General features: G+C 43.1%; 18 protein-coding genes. 6 read left to right on the forward strand and 12 right to left on the reverse strand.

Features of this window, described 5'->3' with window-relative positions; translation table 11 throughout:
• Positions 1-411 precede the first annotated feature (411 nt).
• Positions 412-675, reverse strand: coding sequence for a GrxA family glutaredoxin (locus AB6D07_RS16980; protein ID WP_009847069.1), 264 nt, complete (start codon positions 673-675; stop codon positions 412-414).
• A gap of 518 nt (positions 676-1,193) precedes the next feature.
• Between AB6D07_RS16980 and AB6D07_RS16985 the strand changes: the two genes are divergently transcribed.
• On the forward strand, positions 1,194-2,486 hold the full coding sequence (locus tag AB6D07_RS16985) for an iron-containing alcohol dehydrogenase (RefSeq protein ID WP_017102661.1): 1,293 nt from the start codon (positions 1,194-1,196) through the stop codon (positions 2,484-2,486).
• A 135-nt stretch (positions 2,487-2,621) separates the two neighbouring features.
• Here AB6D07_RS16985 and AB6D07_RS16990 read toward each other — a convergent pair whose 3' ends face one another.
• The 5 genes from AB6D07_RS16990 to AB6D07_RS17010 all read right to left on the reverse strand — a co-directional run bounded on the left by AB6D07_RS16990 (position 2,622) and on the right by AB6D07_RS17010 (position 8,180).
• The gene (locus AB6D07_RS16990; protein ID WP_004734686.1) at positions 2,622-3,476 is read right to left on the reverse strand and encodes a MurR/RpiR family transcriptional regulator; all 855 of its coding nucleotides are present in this window, start codon (positions 3,474-3,476) and stop codon (positions 2,622-2,624) included.
• Positions 3,477-3,835: 359 nt separating this feature from the next.
• Positions 3,836-5,479 (reverse strand): pyridoxal-dependent aspartate 1-decarboxylase PanP, encoded by a 1,644-nt coding sequence (panP, locus tag AB6D07_RS16995; protein ID WP_017101464.1) that lies wholly within the window; start codon positions 5,477-5,479, stop codon positions 3,836-3,838.
• Positions 5,480-5,597: 118 nt separating this feature from the next.
• The gene (locus AB6D07_RS17000; protein ID WP_009847065.1) at positions 5,598-6,125 is read right to left on the reverse strand and encodes a hypothetical protein; all 528 of its coding nucleotides are present in this window, start codon (positions 6,123-6,125) and stop codon (positions 5,598-5,600) included.
• Positions 6,126-6,299: 174 nt separating this feature from the next.
• On the reverse strand, positions 6,300-7,205 hold the full coding sequence (locus tag AB6D07_RS17005) for a lysine exporter LysO family protein (protein ID WP_017096720.1): 906 nt from the start codon (positions 7,203-7,205) through the stop codon (positions 6,300-6,302).
• Positions 7,206-7,259: 54 nt separating this feature from the next.
• Positions 7,260-8,180, reverse strand: a complete 921-nt coding sequence (locus tag AB6D07_RS17010; protein WP_017096721.1) for an HDOD domain-containing protein — start codon at positions 8,178-8,180, stop codon at positions 7,260-7,262.
• Positions 8,181-8,535: 355 nt separating this feature from the next.
• On the opposite strand from AB6D07_RS17010, the gene AB6D07_RS17015 reads away from it, so the two are divergent.
• Complete coding sequence (locus tag AB6D07_RS17015; RefSeq protein ID WP_009847061.1) at positions 8,536-9,117, forward strand: TfoX/Sxy family DNA transformation protein; 582 nt, start codon at positions 8,536-8,538, stop codon at positions 9,115-9,117.
• Positions 9,118-9,242: 125 nt separating this feature from the next.
• On the opposite strand, the gene AB6D07_RS17020 is transcribed toward AB6D07_RS17015, so the two are convergent.
• The 3 genes from AB6D07_RS17020 to AB6D07_RS17030 form a co-directional block, all read right to left on the reverse strand.
• Entirely contained in the window at positions 9,243-9,797 is a 555-nt protein-coding gene (locus AB6D07_RS17020; RefSeq protein ID WP_009847060.1) for a hypothetical protein, read from the reverse strand.
• Positions 9,798-10,156: 359 nt separating this feature from the next.
• On the reverse strand, positions 10,157-10,654 hold the full coding sequence (locus tag AB6D07_RS17025) for a response regulator (RefSeq protein ID WP_017102662.1): 498 nt from the start codon (positions 10,652-10,654) through the stop codon (positions 10,157-10,159).
• Positions 10,647-12,590, reverse strand: coding sequence for an ATP-binding protein (locus AB6D07_RS17030; protein ID WP_017102663.1), 1,944 nt, complete (start codon positions 12,588-12,590; stop codon positions 10,647-10,649). The genes AB6D07_RS17025 and AB6D07_RS17030 overlap by 8 nt, the downstream gene beginning before the upstream one ends.
• A 183-nt stretch (positions 12,591-12,773) precedes the next feature.
• Between AB6D07_RS17030 and AB6D07_RS17035 the strand changes: the two genes are divergently transcribed.
• From AB6D07_RS17035 to AB6D07_RS17045, 3 genes are all read left to right on the forward strand, one after another.
• Entirely contained in the window at positions 12,774-14,036 is a 1,263-nt protein-coding gene (locus AB6D07_RS17035) for a DUF945 family protein (protein ID WP_017101469.1), read from the forward strand.
• Between the two features lie 163 nt (positions 14,037-14,199).
• Complete coding sequence (gene serC, locus AB6D07_RS17040) at positions 14,200-15,294, forward strand: 3-phosphoserine/phosphohydroxythreonine transaminase (RefSeq protein ID WP_029222857.1); 1,095 nt, start codon at positions 14,200-14,202, stop codon at positions 15,292-15,294.
• A gap of 66 nt (positions 15,295-15,360) precedes the next feature.
• On the forward strand, positions 15,361-16,053 hold the full coding sequence (locus AB6D07_RS17045) for an MOSC domain-containing protein (RefSeq protein WP_029222858.1): 693 nt from the start codon (positions 15,361-15,363) through the stop codon (positions 16,051-16,053).
• A gap of 128 nt (positions 16,054-16,181) precedes the next feature.
• On the opposite strand, the gene AB6D07_RS17050 is transcribed toward AB6D07_RS17045, so the two are convergent.
• Positions 16,182-16,898: a 3'-5' exonuclease gene (locus AB6D07_RS17050; protein WP_012604226.1), complete on the reverse strand. Its 717-nt coding sequence runs from the start codon at positions 16,896-16,898 to the stop codon at positions 16,182-16,184.
• A 5-nt stretch (positions 16,899-16,903) separates the two neighbouring features.
• Entirely contained in the window at positions 16,904-18,793 is a 1,890-nt protein-coding gene (locus AB6D07_RS17055; RefSeq protein ID WP_009847053.1) for a DUF294 nucleotidyltransferase-like domain-containing protein, read from the reverse strand.
• A 150-nt stretch (positions 18,794-18,943) separates the two neighbouring features.
• On the opposite strand from AB6D07_RS17055, the gene AB6D07_RS17060 reads away from it, so the two are divergent.
• A complete protein-coding gene (locus AB6D07_RS17060; protein WP_029222859.1) occupies positions 18,944-19,585 on the forward strand; it encodes an outer membrane beta-barrel protein in 642 nt (213 codons plus the stop codon).
• Between the two features lie 122 nt (positions 19,586-19,707).
• On the opposite strand, the gene AB6D07_RS17065 is transcribed toward AB6D07_RS17060, so the two are convergent.
• Positions 19,708-20,898, reverse strand: a complete 1,191-nt coding sequence (locus AB6D07_RS17065) for an amino acid aminotransferase (RefSeq protein WP_017102666.1) — start codon at positions 20,896-20,898, stop codon at positions 19,708-19,710.
• Between the last annotated feature and the right edge of the window lie 170 nt (positions 20,899-21,068).

Here is a 21,068-nt window from a genome sequence, read left to right on the forward strand (position 1 = left end):
CTGATCAGATCGTAGGTTCTTGATTTAGTTCCATTGAATTACGCAACAAAGCCAGTTGGAGACTACCGAAACGAATTTTACCAATGGCGAGGCCAATAGATAACACAACAAAAATGAGAAGGATGGGGTTTTGTTTTAACAGCAAGACAACGTCGATATTCACAGTGATTGCTCAATAATTAACGTGAAACACAGGATCAGTTTGAGGAATGAATTGTATCTAAATATAAATAAATTATAAGTGCTATTTTCAATTTTATTCGATATTGACCTTAATCTTACTTCGGTTGAAAAATTGTCATAAAAAAGCCCGCTACAATCAGCGGGCTCTATATCAATCATACAGTCTAACTATTTTAGTTATCAGCCGTTTAAGGCTTTAGCTTCGATTCTCGTATGAGAAATTCTAGATTAATCGAAAAGACCTAGGTTTTCTTTTGCGTATGCTTCAAATTCTGTGCAGCCGCCAATGTGATCTTGGTCGATGAAGATTTGTGGAACTGTGTCTACAGGTTTACCAACAGTCTTCTCTAGGTCAGCTTTGCTGATGCCTTCAGCGTGGATGTCAACGTAACGGTAGTTGAAGTCATCGCGTTTAGCTTTAAGAGTTTCAGCATGCTCTTTTGCACGAACACAGAATGGACAAGCAGGGCGACCAAAAATAACTACAAACATTTAATTTCTCCTAAATACGGGATGAGGCTCGTTAACTCATTTATGTTAACTATTCTTTTATGAATGCCACTCAAAATTTCTTAAAACCAACTATGCCTCAATGGCATGGGGAAATAAAGATGGAATTGCCTCTTAATACGATAGGTTTTGCCTATCAGCGCAAATATTAATCATAAAAGGCTAGAGTCTTGTTTATTGGCCACTGTCATCGTGAATTCCCCTCAGTATTAGTATGTGAATTACCCCTAAGATTGCAACTTTAGTCGATATTTAGTGCGAAAAGTTGCACCTTGTCAAAAAAATCAAACGCAGAACGAGGCATCCTTTATCTAGGTATGGAACCATATTCTGTAAGCAGTCTGAAGTAATGATGTTTTAGTGCATTCGTATTTGGGGTGCCGGGATTGTGTTGTAAATACGAAAATCAAATTTCAAATTTCAAATGTGAAATCCAAGAGACCAATTTCCTAAAAACCAAGAGTTCGCAGTTTTGTTCGGTCATAGGCGCAGGAGGCACCATGTTTCAATTTATGACATCTACAAAGATCATCTTTGGTGATGGAGCACTCTCCGCTTCATTGTCTCTCTTTAATCAATACGGTTACAGCGTGCTATTGGTGACTGGCAATACATTAGAGCGCACTTCAATAGTCACTGACTATCTCGATGCACAGAGTTTGCGCTATCAACACATTGCCGTATCCGGTGAACCTAATATCAAAATGGTTGAGGAGGCTGCTATTTCTGCACGTCGATTTAAGCCAGATATGGTTGTCGCTATGGGGGGCGGTAGCGCCATCGATATGGGCAAAGCGTTAGCCGCGGTTTTACCTAACCAAGGTAGTTTGTATGACTATGTTGAAGTCGTTGGGCGTAATGTCCCTCTTAAAACCAAACCGCTTCCGTTCATTGCGATTCCAACCACAGCGAGTACAGGTGCAGAAGTCACTAAAAACGCGGTGCTGAAATCAGGGCAAGACCAAGTAAAAATCAGCCTTAGAAACCCAGACATGCTGGCTGACGTTGCGATTGTTGACCCAACCCTAACTCATGGTACGAATCTGTATTTATCGGGGCGAGGTGCTATGGACGCATTTACCCATCTAATGGAAGCCTATGTGTGCGGTGAACCGAACCCACTGACTGATATGATCTGTGAAGAAGGCTTACGTAAGCTGAGTGGTTCTGTCATTCAGGCGTGTATCTACGATGAACCTCAAGCGCGTTCTGATCTCGCGTTTTCCTCTATGTTAGGGGGAATAGCGATAACTAACGCCAAACTTGGCGCTGCGCATGGTTTGGCTTCTGCGCTAGGTGGCAAAATCTCGGCTCCTCATAGTGTGATAACTGCACGTTTAGCACCATTTGTGATGTTAGAGAACATAGCCGTCGCGAAAGAGCAGCAAAGAAGCGACATCCTAGCGCGTTATCAGCGAGTTTCTCAGATAGTGACAGATAACGTAGAAGCAACAGAAGAAGATGCGATTTCTTGGTTGTCTGAAGTGTTGGATACGCTCAAGCTTCCAACTTTACTGGAATTTGGTGTCTGTGAAGCCCAATTTGATGAGGTGTCTGCCGACGCGCTCAAGTCAGTGGCGATTAAAGGGAACCCTTTACCGCTGAACCAAGAACGGCTCGTACATATTCTGAAGAAGGTTTGCGAGAAGTGTGGTTGTGTAGAAGGGCATCATGAGGGAGCTTCAATGAATCAAATCGAGCAAGAGCCTGCCGCCGAGTCGAGCTTTACCATTATCAATTCTTATGCGTCCGAGAACAGCGTGGTTGAGAAGGGCAATAGCTGGACTATCTAACAGTCTTCAATCTGCTCTTGGCATAACCAGACACAGTATAACCAATCACAGCACAAACCCATTTAAACAGACAAATAAAAACGGAGCTCTAGGCTCCGTTTTTCAATTGAATTCTTAAGCTCACATCTTAACAGATTAGAACTGAGAGTACTTTTCGTAACGTGAATCACGAAGCGACTCTTTTACTCGTTTCAGGTTCTCTCGGAAGCCAGAACCACGACGAAGCGTAAAGCCTGTTGCTAACACATCGATAACCGTCATCTGAACAACACGACTTGCCATTGGCATGTAAACGTCAGTGTCTTCCGGTACATCCAATGAGATAGACAGAGAACTCGCTTTATCTAGCGGAGAGTCTTTTGCTGTGATAGCGATAACTGTCGCCCCGTTTTCACGAGCTAAGTTCGCAATCTCTACTTGGCTTTTAGTGCGGCCAGTGTGAGAGATCAGAACAATAACATCGTTATCACTGCAGTTAATGCAGCTCATGCGTTGCATCACGATGTCTTCGAAACAAGTGATTGGGATATTGAAACGAATGAATTTGTTTTGAGCATCTTTGGCTACAGCAGAAGAGGCACCCAGTCCGAAGAACGAAATGCGTTTTGCTTGTGTCAGTAAGTCAACCGCTCGGTTTACTTGCATCGCGTCTAAACTGTTTTTAGCAACATCTAGACAAGCCATAGTTGATTCAAAAATCTTATGCGTGTAAGCATCTGGGCCGTCATCTTCTTCAACATTACGGTTCACGTAAGGTGTACCGTTCGCCAAGCTTTGAGCTAGGTGAAGTTTAAAGTCAGGGAAGCCCTTTGTGTCTAAACGACGACAGAAGCGGTTAACTGTAGGCTCACTCACGTCAGCCATTTTCGCTAAGGTAGCAATGCTAGAATGAATTGCAGTTTGAGGGGAAGCCATGATTACTTCGGCTACCTTACGCTCAGACTTGCTGAAGTTTTCCAGGTTTTTTTGTATTTTTTCTAATGTATTCATAGTGTTCACAAGGGTATAGAGAACAACTTGCTAGTTAATATCTTTTACCAGGGGGTATGGCTGAAACAAATATAAGAAAATACAAAACCAAACTTATATTCGGTATTGTAAATTCTACTGCATCAAATAGATATCAAGCTAACTAGCACCATAGAGTCAGTATAAACCCAAGATACTATTCACTAATACAAAAACACGGCATCAATGCTTAAGAATATGACAAACCTCAACAAAATTTTAGAAAACTACAGAATTGGAAGAGGGTTTGAGCAAAAAGAATGCAAATTGAGTATGAACTGACAGCTAAGTTACATCAAAAAGAAAGAAATTTTCAATTTGATGCAACTAAAATTGAATGGCTAGGCGTTGATTAGCTTAACCAATTTGGTGATTTTACTCATCAAGTTGGGTGCTAGTTTAGAGATTTCACGCTGTTCTTCAAGCACTGAAGAGAGAATATCGTTGCCCGTCAGTGGATTTGCTAATACTACACGGAAAACGATGATTGGCTGATGCGCCCATATTTCGGGGTTTAAGCGCGTTCGCGATACGAAAGACTTGCCCGTTTCACGTTGCTTCTTCTGAATAAACTTGGTCAGTTCATTCAGTAGCTCATTCAGTTCAACACGCTCTGGTGCTTTAGCCTTGAGTAGTGCTGCTTTGACTGATTCAGGCACATAGCGATAGGTCAGTAGGCAAAGCTCAGGCTCTGAAACCAGTTCGAAGTCGTTTTGATCTTTAATCAGGTCAGCAAAGTAGCGCGCTTTATTGATGCTCTGGTCGATTAGCAGTTCATACCCAGGGCGACTGATGATGTGCATTGAGGCGTAGACTAACATTGCCATGCCTGAACGAGAGCCTTCTAACGTATGGCTACCTAAGTCTTTTGAGCCTTTGCGAAGGATGTATTGAGCATGATGTTCGATTGCGGTCATCGCATCTGGCTTCTTAAACAAAACCATGCCAGCACCCATAGGGATATAAAGCTGTTTATGCGCATCAATCGTGACTGAATCAGCCAATTCAATACCATCAAGAAGGTGACGATGGTTGTTCGACATTAGAGTCGCACCTCCCCAAGCGGCATCAACATGGAAATGACAATCGGATTCAGCACATACTTCTGCAATGTCTCTTAGAGGGTCGATATTACCGGTTTCGGTTGTACCAGCCACACCAATGACAGCGAAAGGCTTTATCTTATTCTGCTTGAGCTGTTCAATCTTGAGTCTTAGGTCGTCCGTACAAATGCGGTTGTCGTTATCTGTTTTAACAGACACTAGACCTTCTTGACCAATACCAAGGACATCCGCTGCTTTTTTCAGAGAGTAGTGACCACGTTCAGAAACCAAGATAGCAAGGCCTTCGTAGCCGTAGTGCTTCATGGCTTTAAACAAGCCTTCTTTTTCCACACCTTTGAACGAACCTTGTGCTTTTAGCGCGTTGTTACGTGCAACCCAAAGCGCTGTTATGTTCGCGATGGTACCGCCAGAACAAAACGCTCCTAAAGAGTGGTTGGCACTGTGCATCCAGCGAGAATAAAACTGGTCGCTATCCTGATATATCAGGCGATGTAACATACCCAGAACTTGACGTTCTAAGGGAGTGAAAGCTTTTGAGGTCTCGATTTTTACTAGATTCTGATTTAGCGCAATCATGATTTTAGACAGCGGCATCAGGAAATAGGGTAGCGCAGACGTCATGTGACCAATAAAACTTGGCGACGACGTATGTACAGAATGAGATACAAGAGAATCGAGGAGATGCTCGGTATGTTCTGAAACAAACTCAGGCTGCTCTGGGATATGAGCATTCGAAAAATCTTTCTCAATCTCACGTAATGGCTTTTCTTCAGCCACAATGTGTTCACGTAAGAATTGATTCAGGTTTCGTGAAAGTTTGTCTTCGATTTGAGTGAGTGTTGAGTCTGGGCCTTCTGGTACTGTAAAGATACGTAGAAGACTGTCAAAGCTAACATCTGCTGTTTTTTGTTCCGTAACCATAGCAAGCGAGTTATTTTTCTTATATTGACGCGAGCGGGATAATCTAAACGAAAACGGGAACAATGTCCCGTCTTAATTATGAAATCCAACTTCCCATAAAAGCATAGTAAATTAAGGGTTATTTACACTTAATCGCTTCTAGTTTGGCGATCGACTGGTTGTAACGCTGCAGTGCTGTATCGATTTGCTTAGGGTGACTAAGCAGCTCAGCAAAGGCGGAACGTAGCTCGTAGTTTTGAGCGTGAGGTGTTGATTGGCGGTCGTCGAACGTTGTTTTCGCAATTCTACCAAGTTCATCATCACGTGTTGATAACGTCTTAATGTCGTGTTGTTCCAGTTGCAGCCAGCCTTCTACCGGTTGCTCTGTTGCCACTTTGCTTGAATCGTTCACAAGGTAGTAGTTTACCGCAGCGCGATTAAGCTCGAAGTGGTGCTTACGACCTTCTAGGAACCACTCGCTTACTTCTGTCAATTCTGGGTATTGCTCAGAAGTTAATGTAGCGAGGTCAGCATACCAACCTAAAGAGGCGTCGATGTACGCATCATATTTTTTTGCTTGGCACTGATTTGTCTCAGACATTGAATCTGCTGCAAAAGAGAAAGTCGAAGTTGAAGCTAGCAGTAATGCGACGCAAAGGCGTTTCATAGCGGTTCCTTTTGTAAGTTTATTCTTTTTATAACGTTGTCGTTACAGATTACCGTGATCATTATTTGTTGAGCAATGACACTTAGTGTCTTTTTATTTCGGTAACTGTATCGGTGTCTTGGGCATCGGTATTCGAGTTGCATTCTAATCTAAAACAAACGCTATTCCTGCGATCTAGTTAGCAAGAGATACAAAGAACAACATCAAAATCGGGACAAGCAAGCTGAGGATAAAGCCACTGACTATGGCGACTGGCACGCACCGAACGCCACCTGTGGTTTGAATGACAGGTAATGTGAAATCCATCGCTGTTGCGCCTGCATAACCAATCGATGTGCATGGGTAGCTTCGGATCAGCACAGGAATAAGTATTAAAGCAACTAACTCTCTTAACAGCTCAAGCATGAAAGAAGCGCCACCATAAATAGGACCAAAGGCGTCGCCCATCAAGATACCGGCTAAAGAATACCAGCCAAACCCTGAAGACATTGCCAAGGCTCTGAACAAAGGAATATCAAGGATATAAGACGCAATAATACCACCAAGCATTGAGGTGGTGATGATTGCGATTGCGATTACCATACCGTGCTTGTTGAGTAAGATTTGACGAAGTGTTAGTCCGCTATTGCGTAACTGAATGCCAATAAAGAACAGTAGAACAAACAGAATCCATTCACTCGCGGTATCAACCCAATCAAGGCCAATAGGCAGAACTAAACCCGCAATAAGGCCGGAACCGACCACTAAGATGAGTTTGGCAGACTCCATCGCCATAGAAGACAGGGGGAGTTTCTTATTACAGCTGTCTGTCTGGAGTGGCAGTAACTTATCAATAGCAGGTAGCGCCATTAGATTACAAACGCTTAAGCAGACGAAGAAAGTGGCCGTGTATAGAAGAATTGTCTGCAGGTTACTGCCTAGGTTATCGAGTGCGGCTAAGCTAAGTCCCATTAACGCGAGAATCACGTAGATCAACCGCGAAGTAGAGCGGTTGATAAATTCTAGCGTCTGAGCGTTCGAAATTGAAAAAAGATACCCCACGACGAGTGGCGCAAATATAAAGATCATCCCTGTAAACATGCTTTCCCCATTGCATTGACTTCATATTGCATTTACTAGCAATTTAACAGTAACTTAGAAGCCGCTAGTATTGATCACGTCACTTAGCTTTGCATTAAAATCCTGTTTGCTCAAGTTGCTTAATTTATAAAGTACTTCCGCTCCTGTCACGTTTAGTTCTACTTCGTGCTCATCAATGTTCTCATCCTTGTTTCTAAACATCAGTAGGTGGTTAGCTATCCGCGCAATATCAAGGTAAGACACCTCGCGCTCTTCGTGATTATTAATGGTGTTGCTGCACACATCGATAAAGTCGCTGTCGAAACCCCAGCGTCTAAGGACCAACTTACTGGTTGCTGAACATTGGCCTTGGAATATTTGCAGTGCGATGTCGTGATCTAAATAGTTCCCGTTGTCTAGGTAGAGGTGATATTCACTAACCAAACAGAACAAGCCAATGTCTGCAAGTAACCCAACAAGTAGTGACTTTTCATGCTCTAGATAACGGTATTCGGTAGGGGATAGTTCTTTAAATAGGTTAGTGACTAACACCATAGTTGCGGCGAGTTCTTTTGATACAGAAGCGCTCTGAACCAATAGCTCGTTGCACTCTTTACTCAAATTGACGGAATGTTTAAGTTGTTCAATAGCCTGAGCCGTGACAATGTCACGCACTCTCAATATACCAAGACGCGATACGGCCGTCATAACATCGACACAAGTAATATTGCGTCTGTTGAAGACAACTGAGTTAGCAACTCTGATCACGATTGCTGTCAGCCCTGGGTCTTCAAGTAAGCACTCGGCAACTTCGGCGACGCCTGTTGGTTCAAGAGTACATAGCTTTTGAATTTTAAGTACAACCTCAGGAATCGGAGGAAGAGTTATTTTTCCCGCTGAGATGGAATGTCCAACAAGTTGGGCAAACTCGGATTCTAGGCCCTTAAGGAGAAGAGCTTTATTTTGTGGTAGCCAGAAAAATGATAAATGATTCATATTAAGAGTAAGAACATGTATGTCGTACCATTTTACAAGCCGCGATGCTGCGAGGCAATACTCATCGAACCACATAAGCTTTGATAACTTGAACGGGGGTATCACTAAGAATTAAATTCTTGGCGTGATTTGATAGTTTAATGTGATGTAAATCATTAAAAGCAAGGATATTCAACTGATTGATGTGAGCTGCGCCCTGACTTATTTTTCTTTTCGAAGTATCATTTATTTCAAAGGTGACAAACGAAACCATAATATTCACCTAAACATTAAATAGATTTAAAATTTTTCGCATAAAAAGCTGCTTGTCTGGCGATCAACCTAATCGGGGTAATTTGATTAAGGATCAACGGATATGACCGAGACAGCATTTATTAATTACGTGAATCAATTTGGTGAACATCAAAAGCGCTCTATGTTTGGAGGTATTGGCCTCTTTCAAAATGACGCTATGTTCGCTTTGTTGAGTGAAGATTGTGTATTCATTCGAGGTGGGAAGTTATTAGATAAAAAGCTGACGGGGCTTGATTGTGAAAAGTATCGTCACGTAAAAAAGCAGACGACAGCGACCGTGAATTACTACGACATCACGGATCTCTTTACGTCTGAGCATCCTGAATTGGATAGTATTATTCGTACTTCAATCGATAATTCAATTCAGCAGCGTAGCTTCAAAAAATCATCTGCTAGCCGTAGATTAAGGGACTTGCCTAACATGCAACTGACGTTAGAACGCATGGTTAAAAAGGCTGGAGTGGATGATGTTTCAATGTTTATGCAGTTGGGTGCATCTGAAGTGTTTAATAAGGTTCGCGAAGCGTACGGAAACGATGTTGACCTAAAATTACTTTGGAAGTTTGCGGGTGCAATTGATGGTATTCACTGGAAACTATTACAAGAGCCACGCAAGCAGCAATTATTAAAGAGCTGCCACTAAAGATATCGCCTGTATATGCATAAGATTACTGTTTATATATAAAAACCGAGGGATTTCCTCGGTTTTTTGTTTCTATCTAGCCCGTTTTAAAGGCTAAGCTCTTATTAAGAGCTTTCTCGTTTTACTTAAAGCTTGAAACGAGTCGTGAACATTAACTGATCACCGTAGAAATCATTGATACGAACTTCTGCACCTAGAGAGAATAGTTCTGTAGAGTGGAAACGAACGTAAGCAGAACCGATCCAATCATCTTTATCATCGATAGAAACGTAACCGCCTTTGCCGCCAACTTCTAGTTGTGGGCCAAGCCATTGACGAACACCAACGTTGAATTCCATACCAACATCAGGAGAGCTTTTCGCAGCTGGTTGAACTATACGAGCTAGCATTTCACCCGTTAGATCTGCCCAGTTGTTAATTGGAGCGTGGAAACCAAGACCTACAGCAGAGTCGTAATCGCCTTCAAATTCTGAATCGATACGCGCTACTGCGTGAGCATTCGGGTGGATTGACTTACTGAACGCACCACCAAATGTAATTGGGCTCGCACCGATACGAGCGTCAAAGTAATCGTAGCTAAAGTTGCTCATTACTTGTGCTTGTTCATTTGGTTGTCCATCGACAGCTAGTGCTTGGCTAGAAGCCAATAGCATAGCGGTAGTAAGTAGAATTTTGCGCATAACGACCGTAAACCTTTATTAGTGTTGATCCCTTTGGTTTGATAAAAAATAGCCAAACCATAAACATTGAGACAGTTTAATCTAACTCGCGGAAAAGTAACCCATAAAAATGCTATTCATTTGTCATTTAGCTAAAAAACAAGCAAGTAAAGTACTGCTCTGTTACAGAGATCTCATGTTTTAGGGTTATTTAGCAAAATCTAGTATCCATTCACTTGTTATCGATAACTATTAGATATACTTAATTTACTCGCTGTTATACAAAATACACTTAGTGTCAAAGATGCATCGCGACTAACTAATCGCTATTCATCATCTAATCACTATTCAGCAAACAACCTCTATTTACCAACCTATCGCTATTCACTGAAACTAGTTCGCTTGTCCGACATTGATGTCAGTATGCGCTCAGTATCTAAAATGGAAGTCCAGTTTAACAACTGCTTGTCGTTTGCAATGACATAGTCTGTCAGTTGTTGAGTAATCGTGTCTCTAAGTTGATCGCCTTGCCAAGGTTTTGAAATATAAAAATCAAGCGCCGCGTTGTTAATTGCTGTGACGGTATCTTCTAGCCCGGCTTGCCCGGTAAGCAGTAGTTTGCGTGTCGGCATTGTAGAATCGTGCTGGTTAAGTTCGATAAGAAAGTCGATCCCCGTTTTGTCAGGCATGATGTGGTCACACAAGATTAAGGCGAGCTTAATACCTTCCTGTCCCATTTCTTGAATGACTTGCTTAGCTTCATCGACCGATTCGGCACCTTCAACAATAAAGTTGTCTTCAAATGGTGCTAAATCTTGAAGGACACTATTGAGAACTTCAGGTTCATCATCGACACATAAAATTAGGTACTTATTCATGAGGTGCTCCTTCTTGTTTGAATGGAAGCCACACTTGCATGTGTGTATGGCTGCCTACCTCAGACTCCACCAAAATAAAACCTTGATGAGCCGAAACGATTTGTTGAGAAATGGATAACCCAATCCCTAAACCGAAATTGCCTTCTTTTTTGGTCGTGAAGTTTGGGTTGAAAATAGTGTTGATGTCTTCTTTGGCGATACCGTGTCCAGTGTCCGATATTTGCACTACAAGAAACGTGTCGTCACCTTTAGTTTCTTGAGACGTGGTGATAGAGACTTTGCCTCGCTCTGAAAGAGCATCAAGTGCATTAGAGAGAAGGTTGGTCCACACTTGTTGCAGCGAGAGCGACTGGCACAATAGAAGCGGCAAGTCGGTGTCGTAGTGTTTTTCAAGTTGGTGATGTTTGAGCCTGTTTTCAAAGATCACTAACGTATCTTCAAGCCCTTCGTGGATATCTGCGTAGTGGCGAACCTCTTCATCTTCTCGGGCATAGCTTTTTAGGCTTTTAACCATATCGGCAATACGCTTGCTGCATACTTGAATTGAGCGGATAGAGTTTCCAACATAGTGATAATGCTCTAAGTCATTAAGTAGCTCTTTGCCTGCGACTGGGGAGCCTTTTAAGGTATCTAGAACCGCAGAGTCTTGGCTCAGGTTCAGTCTTACGGCTTTTTTAGCTAGCGCGCGGTCATCGATAGTAGAGGTGAGGTGTTTTACAAGTTGTCTTTCTTGAGCTGTTGATAGTGGCTTCGCCATTTTTGACTGTGCTAATACATCCGTCCCTTTATTGGATTCTGGGAGTGCCGAGTTCTCGAGTATTTGATCGAGATGTTCAGACAAGGTTTCAATGCTTCGCAAGATCGCTGCAATCGGGTTGTTCAACTCATGTGCAACACCCGCCACGAGTTGGCCGAGCATCGCCATCTTCTCTTTCTCTATCAATTGTTGATGTGCAGATTCCAACGATTCTAGCGTTTGCTGAAGCTGGATCTTATTGTTGATGCTTCTTTGTAATCGTCGGTTAAAGTGACGGAGTAGTAGATTGGTAAACAGCGGCAGCAGAGTGTTGTTTGAATGCATCACCTGAGCAAAGCTATCTTTATCCAGTTTGATGACTTGGGTCTGAGTCAGAGTAATCGCAGTAGAGAACGAAGGCTCACCCGTCACGAATGACATCCCTCCGACAATATTGCCCTTAGAGTGACGCACAACTTCGCGTTGCTGCCCCAGTTCATCTTTTTTATAGAGCGCCGCTTCACCTTCAATAATTAACCAAAGAAAGCGATTATCTTCGCCCTCAACCGTCAGCAGATGCTCTGGTGAATAATCACGAATGGCCTTGGTTTTATCATCTTTTGAAAAGACATCCTGCAGAGCACTGACGACACGCTCAGCAAGGGCATTGTCAGAAAGCTGGTGGTAATCGTGAATGAAACCCGATTGGAAAGAGTGAATCTTTTGTTCAATGTGCGCTCTGAGTAAGCGCTGTTGATCCAATGCATCGCTGTAAGAGAGCAGGTTTTCTGAGTCGTATTGGATGACAAAAGACGTTAGCTCTTTTTGCGCTGATTTGAATAGAACCTGATCTTGAACTGGCTTGGTTAGACAGTGGTTGAGCCTGCCTTCATTTACAGCGGTTAGAATGGATTGAATGTCTGACGAAGCGCTGACTAATATCGTTCTTGCGGTATTACTATGGGGCAGCTGTTCGAGTTCAATCAGAAATTGCACGCCATTAAATTCAGAATGATGATGAGTGATCACCAAGGCTACGGTTTGGTTGTGATCATGAATATCTTCTAATGCGTGATGCGCGTCTTCTATGTTCTCGGCAGTATAAATATCGAATACAGAAGCCAACGGAGCCAACTCCGAACGTATTCTTTCAATGCTAACCGGATTATTGTCCAAACAGATAACAGCGTATTGATTCACAGCTCAACCTTAATAGTAGCGACGTCTCTAGCCTAGCAAGAACCGCCGAATAAGGATGAGAGCTAGCCGTTAATTTATTGAGGCAATCGAAGTATTGAGCAATAGACTGATTTAACTCAATGTTTCTTGTTTGCTACTGATGGGTTAGACTAAAAAAAACAGACACGTGTAGAAAGAGAACTCATGGAACAGTTAAGAAAAATTGGTGCAATTGGCGGCGCAATCTCATTGGCACTTTGTTGGCCACTAGCGGTTGGCCAAATTGGACAAAATGCCATTACCGATGGTGTTGCAAAGCTTAACAATTCAAGCATTCAAGCGGAGATCGTGGAGTACGATAGAGGTTACCTGTCTTCTAACGTAACTACTCGCCTAACTGTGACCGATGAAAACCTGAAAGAACAACTCGCGATTGATGGGCTGCCGAGTGAGTTTGTCATCAATAGTGCGGTTAGCCACGGTTTGGTGAGCCTGAATGCACTGTCGACGTTTGATAATACTGATATTCTGCCTCTAACTCTGACAACTAGCACTGAGCTAAACGGCAACACTGACTTTAACTTCGAGTTAAGCCAGTTCAATCATCAAGGTTCTGATGAGAATGGTACTTCGGTATCAATCACGAAATCGAATCTGTCTGGCCATGCCACTGTTTTAGGGCAAGTTGATTACGAGCTTTCAATCCCTTCAGTTCAAATTGATTTTGAAACCGGTGAAGAGGTAACACTGTCAAACCTAAAAGGTGTAGGTTCAGGTCAACAAGCGAAAGGCTACTGGTTAGGTTCTCAGAATTTTACTATCGATAGCTTCTTGGTTACAGACTCTGCAATGCAGCCTTTCATGACCATTGAAAACTCTAAGTACGATTTTGAATCACATCTAGATGAAGCGACTAAGCGTCTGCGCAGCAACCTTAAGCTGGATATCGCAAACATCGAGACCAGTGAAGGCCAGTTGAACAACCTAAACGTCGATTTCGAAATGTCGAAATTGGATAGCGAATCGTTTGAGAAAATCTTTGAGATTTACCAATCTAATCCAGTAATGACGCAAGAAGACGTTGCCGAGATCATTCCATTTATCGATATCCTGTTTGCTAAAGGCTTCGACCTTTCAATGAACAATATGTCGTTAGATCTAGGTAAGGGTCAATTCGAATCTAAGTGGTTAGTGAGCGTACCGGAAGGAACCGAAAACATCAGCAGTAATCCTTCGATGATTGTACCTGCATTAAAGGGTAACGTTCACTCTAGCTTCTCAAATGAGCTTGTTGAAGAGTACCCATTCATCCGTGAAGGTATTGATGAATTGCTTGTGATGGAAATGATCAAAGAAACAGAAAGTGGTTATGAAATCCGTGCTGACGTTGAAAATGGAAACCTAGTGTTCGAAAATGGCCAAGAAATTCCATTAATTGCTCTACTTATGCCGGTTTTTGTTCAATAAACAGAACAAGGCTGAATACTGATAGGGTGATTTAGCAGGTTAAGCTTAAACATTTTATACGGTACAAAACAAAAGAGGTCTTAAGACCTCTTTTGTTGTTTTTATGTTGGGTAAAACATGGTATTACTTGCATAGTTATTATTTAGCAGGAGCAATCATCCCCATGGAACTTACATTAGATAACGTATTCAACTTCAGTGCTGGCCCAGCGGCACTGCCTAAACCGGTAATGAAACAAGCGCAAGCGGACTTTATTGATTGGAATGGTTTAGGGACTTCCGTGATGGAAATCAGCCATCGCAGCAAGGAATTTATTCAAGTTGCAGACGAGTCCGAGCAGGACTTACGTGATCTTCTGAACATCCCAGACAACTACAAAGTTCTTTTCTGTCAGGGGGGCGCTCGTGCTCAATTCGCTGCTGTTCCTCTAAACCTTCTAGGTAACGCGACGAAAGCGACTTACATTGATGCGGGTTACTGGGCTGAAAGTGCAGTGACTGAAGCGAGCAAATATTGCGAAATCGATGTATTCAATGCCAAGACGTCAATTGATGGCAAAGCAGCGGTTGTTCCAGCTAAAGATTGGAAAATCGACCCGGAAGCGGCGTATGTACATTTCTGTCCAAATGAGACCATCGATGGTATTGAAATCAGTGAGCTTCCTCAAACGGATAAGCCAATCGTAGCGGATATGTCATCTAACATTCTGTCTCGTAAGATCGATGTGTCTCAGTATGGTGTTATCTACGCTGGTGCTCAAAAGAATATAGGCCCTGCGGGTATCTGCATTGCTATCGTGCGTGATGATCTGCTAGAGCTAGCAAACGACGTATTGCCGAGTATTCTTAACTACAAAGTACTTGCTGAAAAAGACTCAATGTTCAACACACCGCCAACGTACGCTTGGTACCTATCAGGCCTTGTATTCAAGTGGTTGAAAGCTCAAGGTGGTGTAGAGGCTATGGAACGTGTTAACCAAGAAAAAGCAGCGCTACTTTACAACGCGATTGACGATTCTGCTTTCTACAAAAACGATGTTCATACAGCAAACCGTTCAAGAATGAACGTGCCATTCCAGTTAGCGAAACCAGAGCTAGATGCTAAGTTTTTAGAGTTGGCTGATGCTGCTGGTCTGAAATCACTAAAAGGCCATAGAGCGGTAGGTGGGATGCGAGCATCACTTTACAACGCGATGTCTCTGGAAGGCGTGCAAGTATTAGTCAGCTTCATGAAAGACTTTGAAGAGAAATACGCTTAATTAAGGCGTATTTCACAATAAGAGGAGCGAAAGCTTCTCTTTTTTTACTTGCTGAAAAGGAAGGGTATGAAGAAGTTAGGTACAGTAAACAGTGTTTTGGGCGGTAAGGTTGTTGCTTTTGCTCACGGTACACAGAGTGCTATCAATAAGCAGGTTTTATCTGAGCGCCAATACACCACTGAGCTTGGATTTATTAACGATGAGCAAGGCGACCCTCGCTTTCATGGTGGTATTCAGAAAGCCCTTCATATCTACCCAAGCGAGCACTACTTAATTTGGCAGGAGGAGTTGGGCGACAAAGCAATCTTCCAATCTGAAGGTGCATTTGGTGAGAACATAAGTTCAAGTGGGGTGACTGAAGCTTCCATTTGTTTAAAAGATAAGATTCGAATTGGTTCAACCTTGCTGGAAGTTTCACAAGGTCGTATGCCTTGTTGGAAGCTCAATGTACGATTCGATCAAAATGATATGGCGAAAAGGCTACAAGACACCCTTCGAACTGGCTGGTACTTCCGTGTTTTGGAAGAGGGTGATATCGGCTCCGGCGACGAGATTATCCTGTGTGAAAGACCTTACCCAGAATGGCCGTTAAGCCGGGTTATGGGTGCGGTGTTCACGGGTTGTTTGGATAAACAAGAGCTTAGAGAATTGGCGGAGCTGCCTCTAGTGGAATCTTGGGGCACGCTCGTAGAACGTCGACTTCAAACTGGCGAAGTTGAAGATTGGGAAATGAGATTGGTTGGCCCGACAGCCGAGTAGACTTTCCATTCATGCTTAAAAGACAATCATGCGCAAAACAAAACGCTCACTATCTAGAAGATGTGAGCGTTTTTAGTTCTGAGGTGAGCACTTATTAGTCAGTAACTAACAGCGACTAGTTTATCTAGCTATAACCAGAAATCTTTAACAGGCATATCAGGGCTAAAATGGTGCGCAATCTGTGCTTGTAGAAGCTCCGCTGTCGCAATCGCATCAGTTAACGCATGATGCGGAGTATAGTCAGGCAAGTGGTATCTACGACGGCTCTGACCAAGCCTTACTGACGCAGGCTTCTTACCTTTTAGCTTATTCCATAGACCGCCGGCCAGTTTGTTTTGGATTTGAGATTCAATCTCGAGCGTGTCGAGGACTGGAAACTCAATTCCTTCACCTAATCTGACCTTCAACGCGTTATCCAAGAAATCACGCTCGATGCGGCGATAATGAACGACTGGGATATGGCCGCCCATTGATTCTAAGATCTCATCTAATACTTCACTTAAGTCTGGCGCATCAATGATGTCGTTGTGAGTGATGCCATGGATAACAACCGAGTCTTCTTCCAATTTCTGCTTTGGTCTCAGGGTCCAGTGCTTGGCTTGTCTTAGGTAGATTCGATTTAGCGTAAACGGAACTAGACCAATGGTAATGATGCCATCTTTGTTTGGGTTTAAACCCGTTGTCTCAAAGTCGACAGCTAAGAAAGTCACTTCTGATAATGGCGTATCAGGTGCAGGAAGAGGCTGGCTATAAAATTGCTTTAAGCGCTCGTCTCTCGCTCGTTCCAATTTCTGAGCAAACTTAAATGGCCAATCGACTGCAGGTGATCTGAATAGTTTGTTCATAGCACCTACTTAAACTTATTGCTGGCTTGATAACGGAACTTAAGAAAGTTCTGTGCATTGCTTAATATTTGGAATGCATCCTTTAGATTACGTCGCTCGAAGTCAGAAAGGTTCTCTGGTTCGATGTTGTTATCCGGTTCGATGTTGTTGTCGACATCGTGTGCTTGGTGGCGAATACGAACTAAGGAGATAAATTCCATCGCATCTTTCAAGTCTTGAGCTCGACCTTTTGGCAAAATACCTGCGTCGATAATGTCATCTAAACGTTCGAATGAGTTCTTAGAGCGAGATGCAACTGCTAAAGAGTGAACGCGGATTAGATCGGCAAGTGGCGCGGTACCACGACGTTTAAGGTTGATCGAGTTGTTATGACGACCATCTTTCTCCATTACGAAATCTTTAAAGAAACCCAGAGGCGGTGTTCGGTTGAGTGCGTTGCGAGCAAGACACGCCAAGAAGCGGTTGTTCTTACGCGCACGTCTTACAATAAAGCTATTTAACTGTTCTGCCCATTTTAAGCGACCATAAACCCCATCTAAATCAAAGAAGATAGAGGCGTTCAGCAGTGCTTTCGGGTTTGGATCATCAATCCAATCGGCGAAGCATTCTTCCCATTGTCGACGTGTCATACGCCAAGTTGGGTTAGTGGCCATGATGTCACCGGTACAGTACACATAGCCACATTGGTCTAAGCCATCACAAATGAAGGTCGATAGCTCTTCAAAGTACTTACCGTGCTTTTTCTCATCGTAGGTATCATCAAGAATAATTGCGTTGTCTTGGTCAGTAACGAGCAGCTGCTCATCACGCCCCATCGAGCCGAGCGCGAGGAAACAATAAGGGATCGGCGCTTTACCGAGTTTATCTTCGGCTAATTCAATAATTCGTTGTTTAAAGCTACGGCCAATTACCGACATTGCGGTACCCACCATGTGGGCGTTGGCGTCTTCGTTAACCAAGCGCACAAAGCTGTCTTTTACTTGCTCAGAAAGGACTTTTAGGTCTTCGATACTTTGTTGCTGGAAGATGCTGCTTACCAATAACAGCGAGTTTTGAGACTCGTAACGTACAATATCGGTCGCTTCAATAATACCAATAGGCTTCTTGTCTTTTAGTACTGGTAGGTGATGCACGTTGTAGCGAAGCATGGTCATCATAGCTTCGTAGACATAGGCATTATGATCGAGCGAGATAACCTCTGCTGTCATTACACTTGATACTTCATCCGATGGATCGAGTCCTTCTGCTAAAACTCGGGTACACAGATCACGGTCGGTAATGATGCCAATAACGGGCGTCGAATCGTCTTCATCATCTTCGACAATATCCGGGTCGATGATCAGCAAAGATGAAACATTATCTTGTGCCATCATGGTAGCAGCTTGTTGGATGGTTCGTGTTTTTTCGATCATTGGCGCTTCGCTAGTCAGCAGCGTCTTTACCTTTGACGTGGTTAGATCGTTAGCGTCGTTGCTGTCTGAGTTAGCCTGACGCAGTCGCGCATTATCTTCTACTTCGACAAAGTCAGCGAATGAATCATAGTTGTCGTAGAGTTCTTGGAAAATAGGTTCAGGGATACAGTAGAGTAGGGTGTCTTCTGTTGCTTTTACCGGGAAGCGAACTTTATTGTTGGTGAGTAGCCCCATTTGGCCAAATAAGTGTCCCTCATCCAGCCGGTTATAGAGCTCACCTTTACGACGATAGACTTCTACTTCGCCGCTTCGAACAATGTAAAGGTCGTTAATCTGATCACCAAAGTGAATGATAGGGGTATCTTGGCGGTAATAAGAAATTTCGACGCTACTGGTCACTTTCGCCAACATCTCCTCTGGGAGTTCTGTGAAAGGGGGGTATTGTGCCAGAAAGTTTTGAATCTCTAATAACTCAGCATCCATAATGATCATCCATTGGTTTGTATGATTTCATGGTACAACATTTGATAATATTTTGCCGTCACAAATCAATCTGTGAGCTAAAACCTTTTTAAAGTCTTAGGGATAGACTAATCTTTCAAATAATAGGGTGACAGTTAAAGGATGATAGGAATGCCGAAGTGGAAACTTAGTTTAGTGTCTGCAATTTTTATGTTTTCTTCAAGTTCGTGGGCCGAAACTCACAGTGTGGATATTCTTGATTATGACCATATATACGCCACCGCTCATTCGGGAAGTTTGAATGAAGATGCAGGCAGCAATAACAATGCATCATCTTATGGATTAGGTATCAGCTATGCGATATCGGATGATTGGCTATTGTTGGGTGACTACAGTGCTCGTTTCATTCACCCAGATGAATCAACAACTCGAATGGATACCCTTATGCCGGGCATTGGGTACCGTTACAGTATTAAGCGAGATCTAGATATAGTGGCTTACTACCTGCTTGGTATTACTAAGGGGGAAGTCGAAGATAATGGAACTAACATTACTCGCTCGTCAGACTCGGAGTTTATCCAAGGGATAAAAGCCGAACTCAACTATGGCTTTGCGAAACGTTGGATTGCTAACGGTAGTGTGCAAGTGAACCGAAGTGACTTGTTTGATGAAGAAATTTACCACGTGGGTTTACGTTATCTCGTGACCAACAAGTTTGCGATTGGTGGCTCTTATCAACACAGAAATGGCGAAGGTAAGATTCGTAGTGAACGCACTAACGAGCTAGGTGTAGAGTTCTTCCTAGAGTATTAGTTAGCGATATATAGACTAAGCGTCTTAAAAACTGACATATAAAGGAGACAGACACAAAAAAGCCAGCTTAATAGCTGGCTTTTGCATATCTATTGGTCTGCAAGTGCAGGTTTCTTTTTCGATTAAAGAACCGCAGCGATACCTTTACATAGAGGACCCATATTTGACTTCGTCATGCCCGCTACGCTGATACGGCCAGAACCGACAATGTAGATAGCGAATTCGTCTTTCAGGCGAGTTACTTGCTCTTTGCTTAAACCAGAGAAAGAGAACATGCCGTTTTGGCGCTCGATGAATGTGAAGTCTGCATCAACACCTTCAGATTTCAGTGTCGTTACGAATAGCTCGCGCATCTCTTGGATACGGTCACGCATTTCTGCTACTTCTGCTTCCCATTCAGCACGTAGATCAGCATCACCAAGGATGTGAGTAACGACAGCACTGCCGTGCGCTGGTGGGTTAGAGTAGATAGAGCGGATGATGCTCTTAACTTGAGAGAACGCTGTTGTTGCTACGTCTGCAGATTCTGCAACCAGAGTGAATGCACCCACACGCTCGTTGTACAAGCCGAAGTTCTTAGAGAACGAGCTAGCAACAAGAATCTCTTTGTTGTATTGAGCAAAAATGCGCAGGCCAGCTGCATCTTCTTCAACACCTTTAGCAAAACCTTGGTAGGCAAAATCGAATAGAGGAAGCAGTTTCTTCTCAGCAACTAGCTTAGCAAGTACTTCCCACTCTTCAGTTGTTGGGTCGATGCCTGTTGGGTTATGACAGCAGCCGTGAAGAAGAACGATGTCGCCTTCAGAAGCTTTCTCTAGGTCAGCAACCATGCCTGCGAAGTCTTTGTCTTTGGTTTCAGCGTTGTAGTAGCTGTATTGAGCTGTTTCGATACCGGCAGCAGCGAAAACGCCGTTGTGGTTAGCCCAAGTTGGGTTACTGATCCAGATTTTCACGTCACCCAGTTGGCGCTTGATGAATTCACCCGCTACGCGAAGTGCACCTGTACCACCTGGAGCTTGTGCTGTTTTAGCGCGTTGAGACGTTACGATCTCTGCATCTGAACCGAAAAGCAGTTTCTGAACCGCTAGACCGTATTCAGCGGTACCTTCAATCGTTAGGTAAGATTTGGTTTTTTCGTTTTCAAGAAGTGCAGCTTCTGCTTTCTTTACTGTTTTAAGTACTGGCGTTTGACCTTCTTCATTTTTGTAGATGCCAACACCAAGGTTAATTTTCTCTTCACGAGAGTCTTTTTTAAATTCTTCAGTAAGGCCGAGAATAGGATCGGCGGGAGCTGCTAACACTTTTTCAAACATAATCTTCATCCATGTCAATTGAGAGGGAGGTAATAATAACTCCGGTATTTATACCTTTCATACAAGGTTGTTACAACTCAAAACCTAGAATTTATTAAAACGATTTATAACCAACAGCTTCGAAAATTTGATTTATGGAATTTTTCGGCATTTCCATTTGAAATGACTGT

It is taken from the genome of Vibrio sp. 10N.239.312.C11, from assembly GCF_041466065.1.
Classification (GTDB): domain Bacteria; phylum Pseudomonadota; class Gammaproteobacteria; order Enterobacterales; family Vibrionaceae; genus Vibrio; species Vibrio tasmaniensis_A.

Excerpts from the sequence above, each read along its gene's own strand:
- AB6D07_RS16980 (WP_009847069.1), bottom strand. The coding sequence starts at position 675 with ATGTTTGTAGTTATTTTTGGTCGCCCTGCTTGTCCATTCTGTGTTCGT.
- AB6D07_RS16985 (WP_017102661.1), top strand. The coding sequence starts at position 1,194 with ATGTTTCAATTTATGACATCTACAAAGATCATCTTTGGTGATGGAGCA.
- AB6D07_RS16990 (WP_004734686.1), bottom strand. The coding sequence starts at position 3,476 with ATGAATACATTAGAAAAAATACAAAAAAACCTGGAAAACTTCAGCAAG.
- panP (WP_017101464.1), bottom strand. The coding sequence starts at position 5,479 with ATGGTTACGGAACAAAAAACAGCAGATGTTAGCTTTGACAGTCTTCTA.
- AB6D07_RS17000 (WP_009847065.1), bottom strand. The coding sequence starts at position 6,125 with ATGAAACGCCTTTGCGTCGCATTACTGCTAGCTTCAACTTCGACTTTC.
- AB6D07_RS17005 (WP_017096720.1), bottom strand. The coding sequence starts at position 7,205 with ATGTTTACAGGGATGATCTTTATATTTGCGCCACTCGTCGTGGGGTAT.
- AB6D07_RS17010 (WP_017096721.1), bottom strand. The coding sequence starts at position 8,180 with ATGAATCATTTATCATTTTTCTGGCTACCACAAAATAAAGCTCTTCTC.
- AB6D07_RS17015 (WP_009847061.1), top strand. The coding sequence starts at position 8,536 with ATGACCGAGACAGCATTTATTAATTACGTGAATCAATTTGGTGAACAT.
- AB6D07_RS17020 (WP_009847060.1), bottom strand. The coding sequence starts at position 9,797 with ATGCGCAAAATTCTACTTACTACCGCTATGCTATTGGCTTCTAGCCAA.
- AB6D07_RS17025 (WP_017102662.1), bottom strand. The coding sequence starts at position 10,654 with ATGAATAAGTACCTAATTTTATGTGTCGATGATGAACCTGAAGTTCTC.
- AB6D07_RS17035 (WP_017101469.1), top strand. The coding sequence starts at position 12,774 with ATGGAACAGTTAAGAAAAATTGGTGCAATTGGCGGCGCAATCTCATTG.
- serC (WP_029222857.1), top strand. The coding sequence starts at position 14,200 with ATGGAACTTACATTAGATAACGTATTCAACTTCAGTGCTGGCCCAGCG.
- AB6D07_RS17045 (WP_029222858.1), top strand. The coding sequence starts at position 15,361 with ATGAAGAAGTTAGGTACAGTAAACAGTGTTTTGGGCGGTAAGGTTGTT.
- AB6D07_RS17050 (WP_012604226.1), bottom strand. The coding sequence starts at position 16,898 with ATGAACAAACTATTCAGATCACCTGCAGTCGATTGGCCATTTAAGTTT.
- AB6D07_RS17055 (WP_009847053.1), bottom strand. The coding sequence starts at position 18,793 with ATGGATGCTGAGTTATTAGAGATTCAAAACTTTCTGGCACAATACCCC.
- AB6D07_RS17060 (WP_029222859.1), top strand. The coding sequence starts at position 18,944 with ATGCCGAAGTGGAAACTTAGTTTAGTGTCTGCAATTTTTATGTTTTCT.
- AB6D07_RS17065 (WP_017102666.1), bottom strand. The coding sequence starts at position 20,898 with ATGTTTGAAAAAGTGTTAGCAGCTCCCGCCGATCCTATTCTCGGCCTT.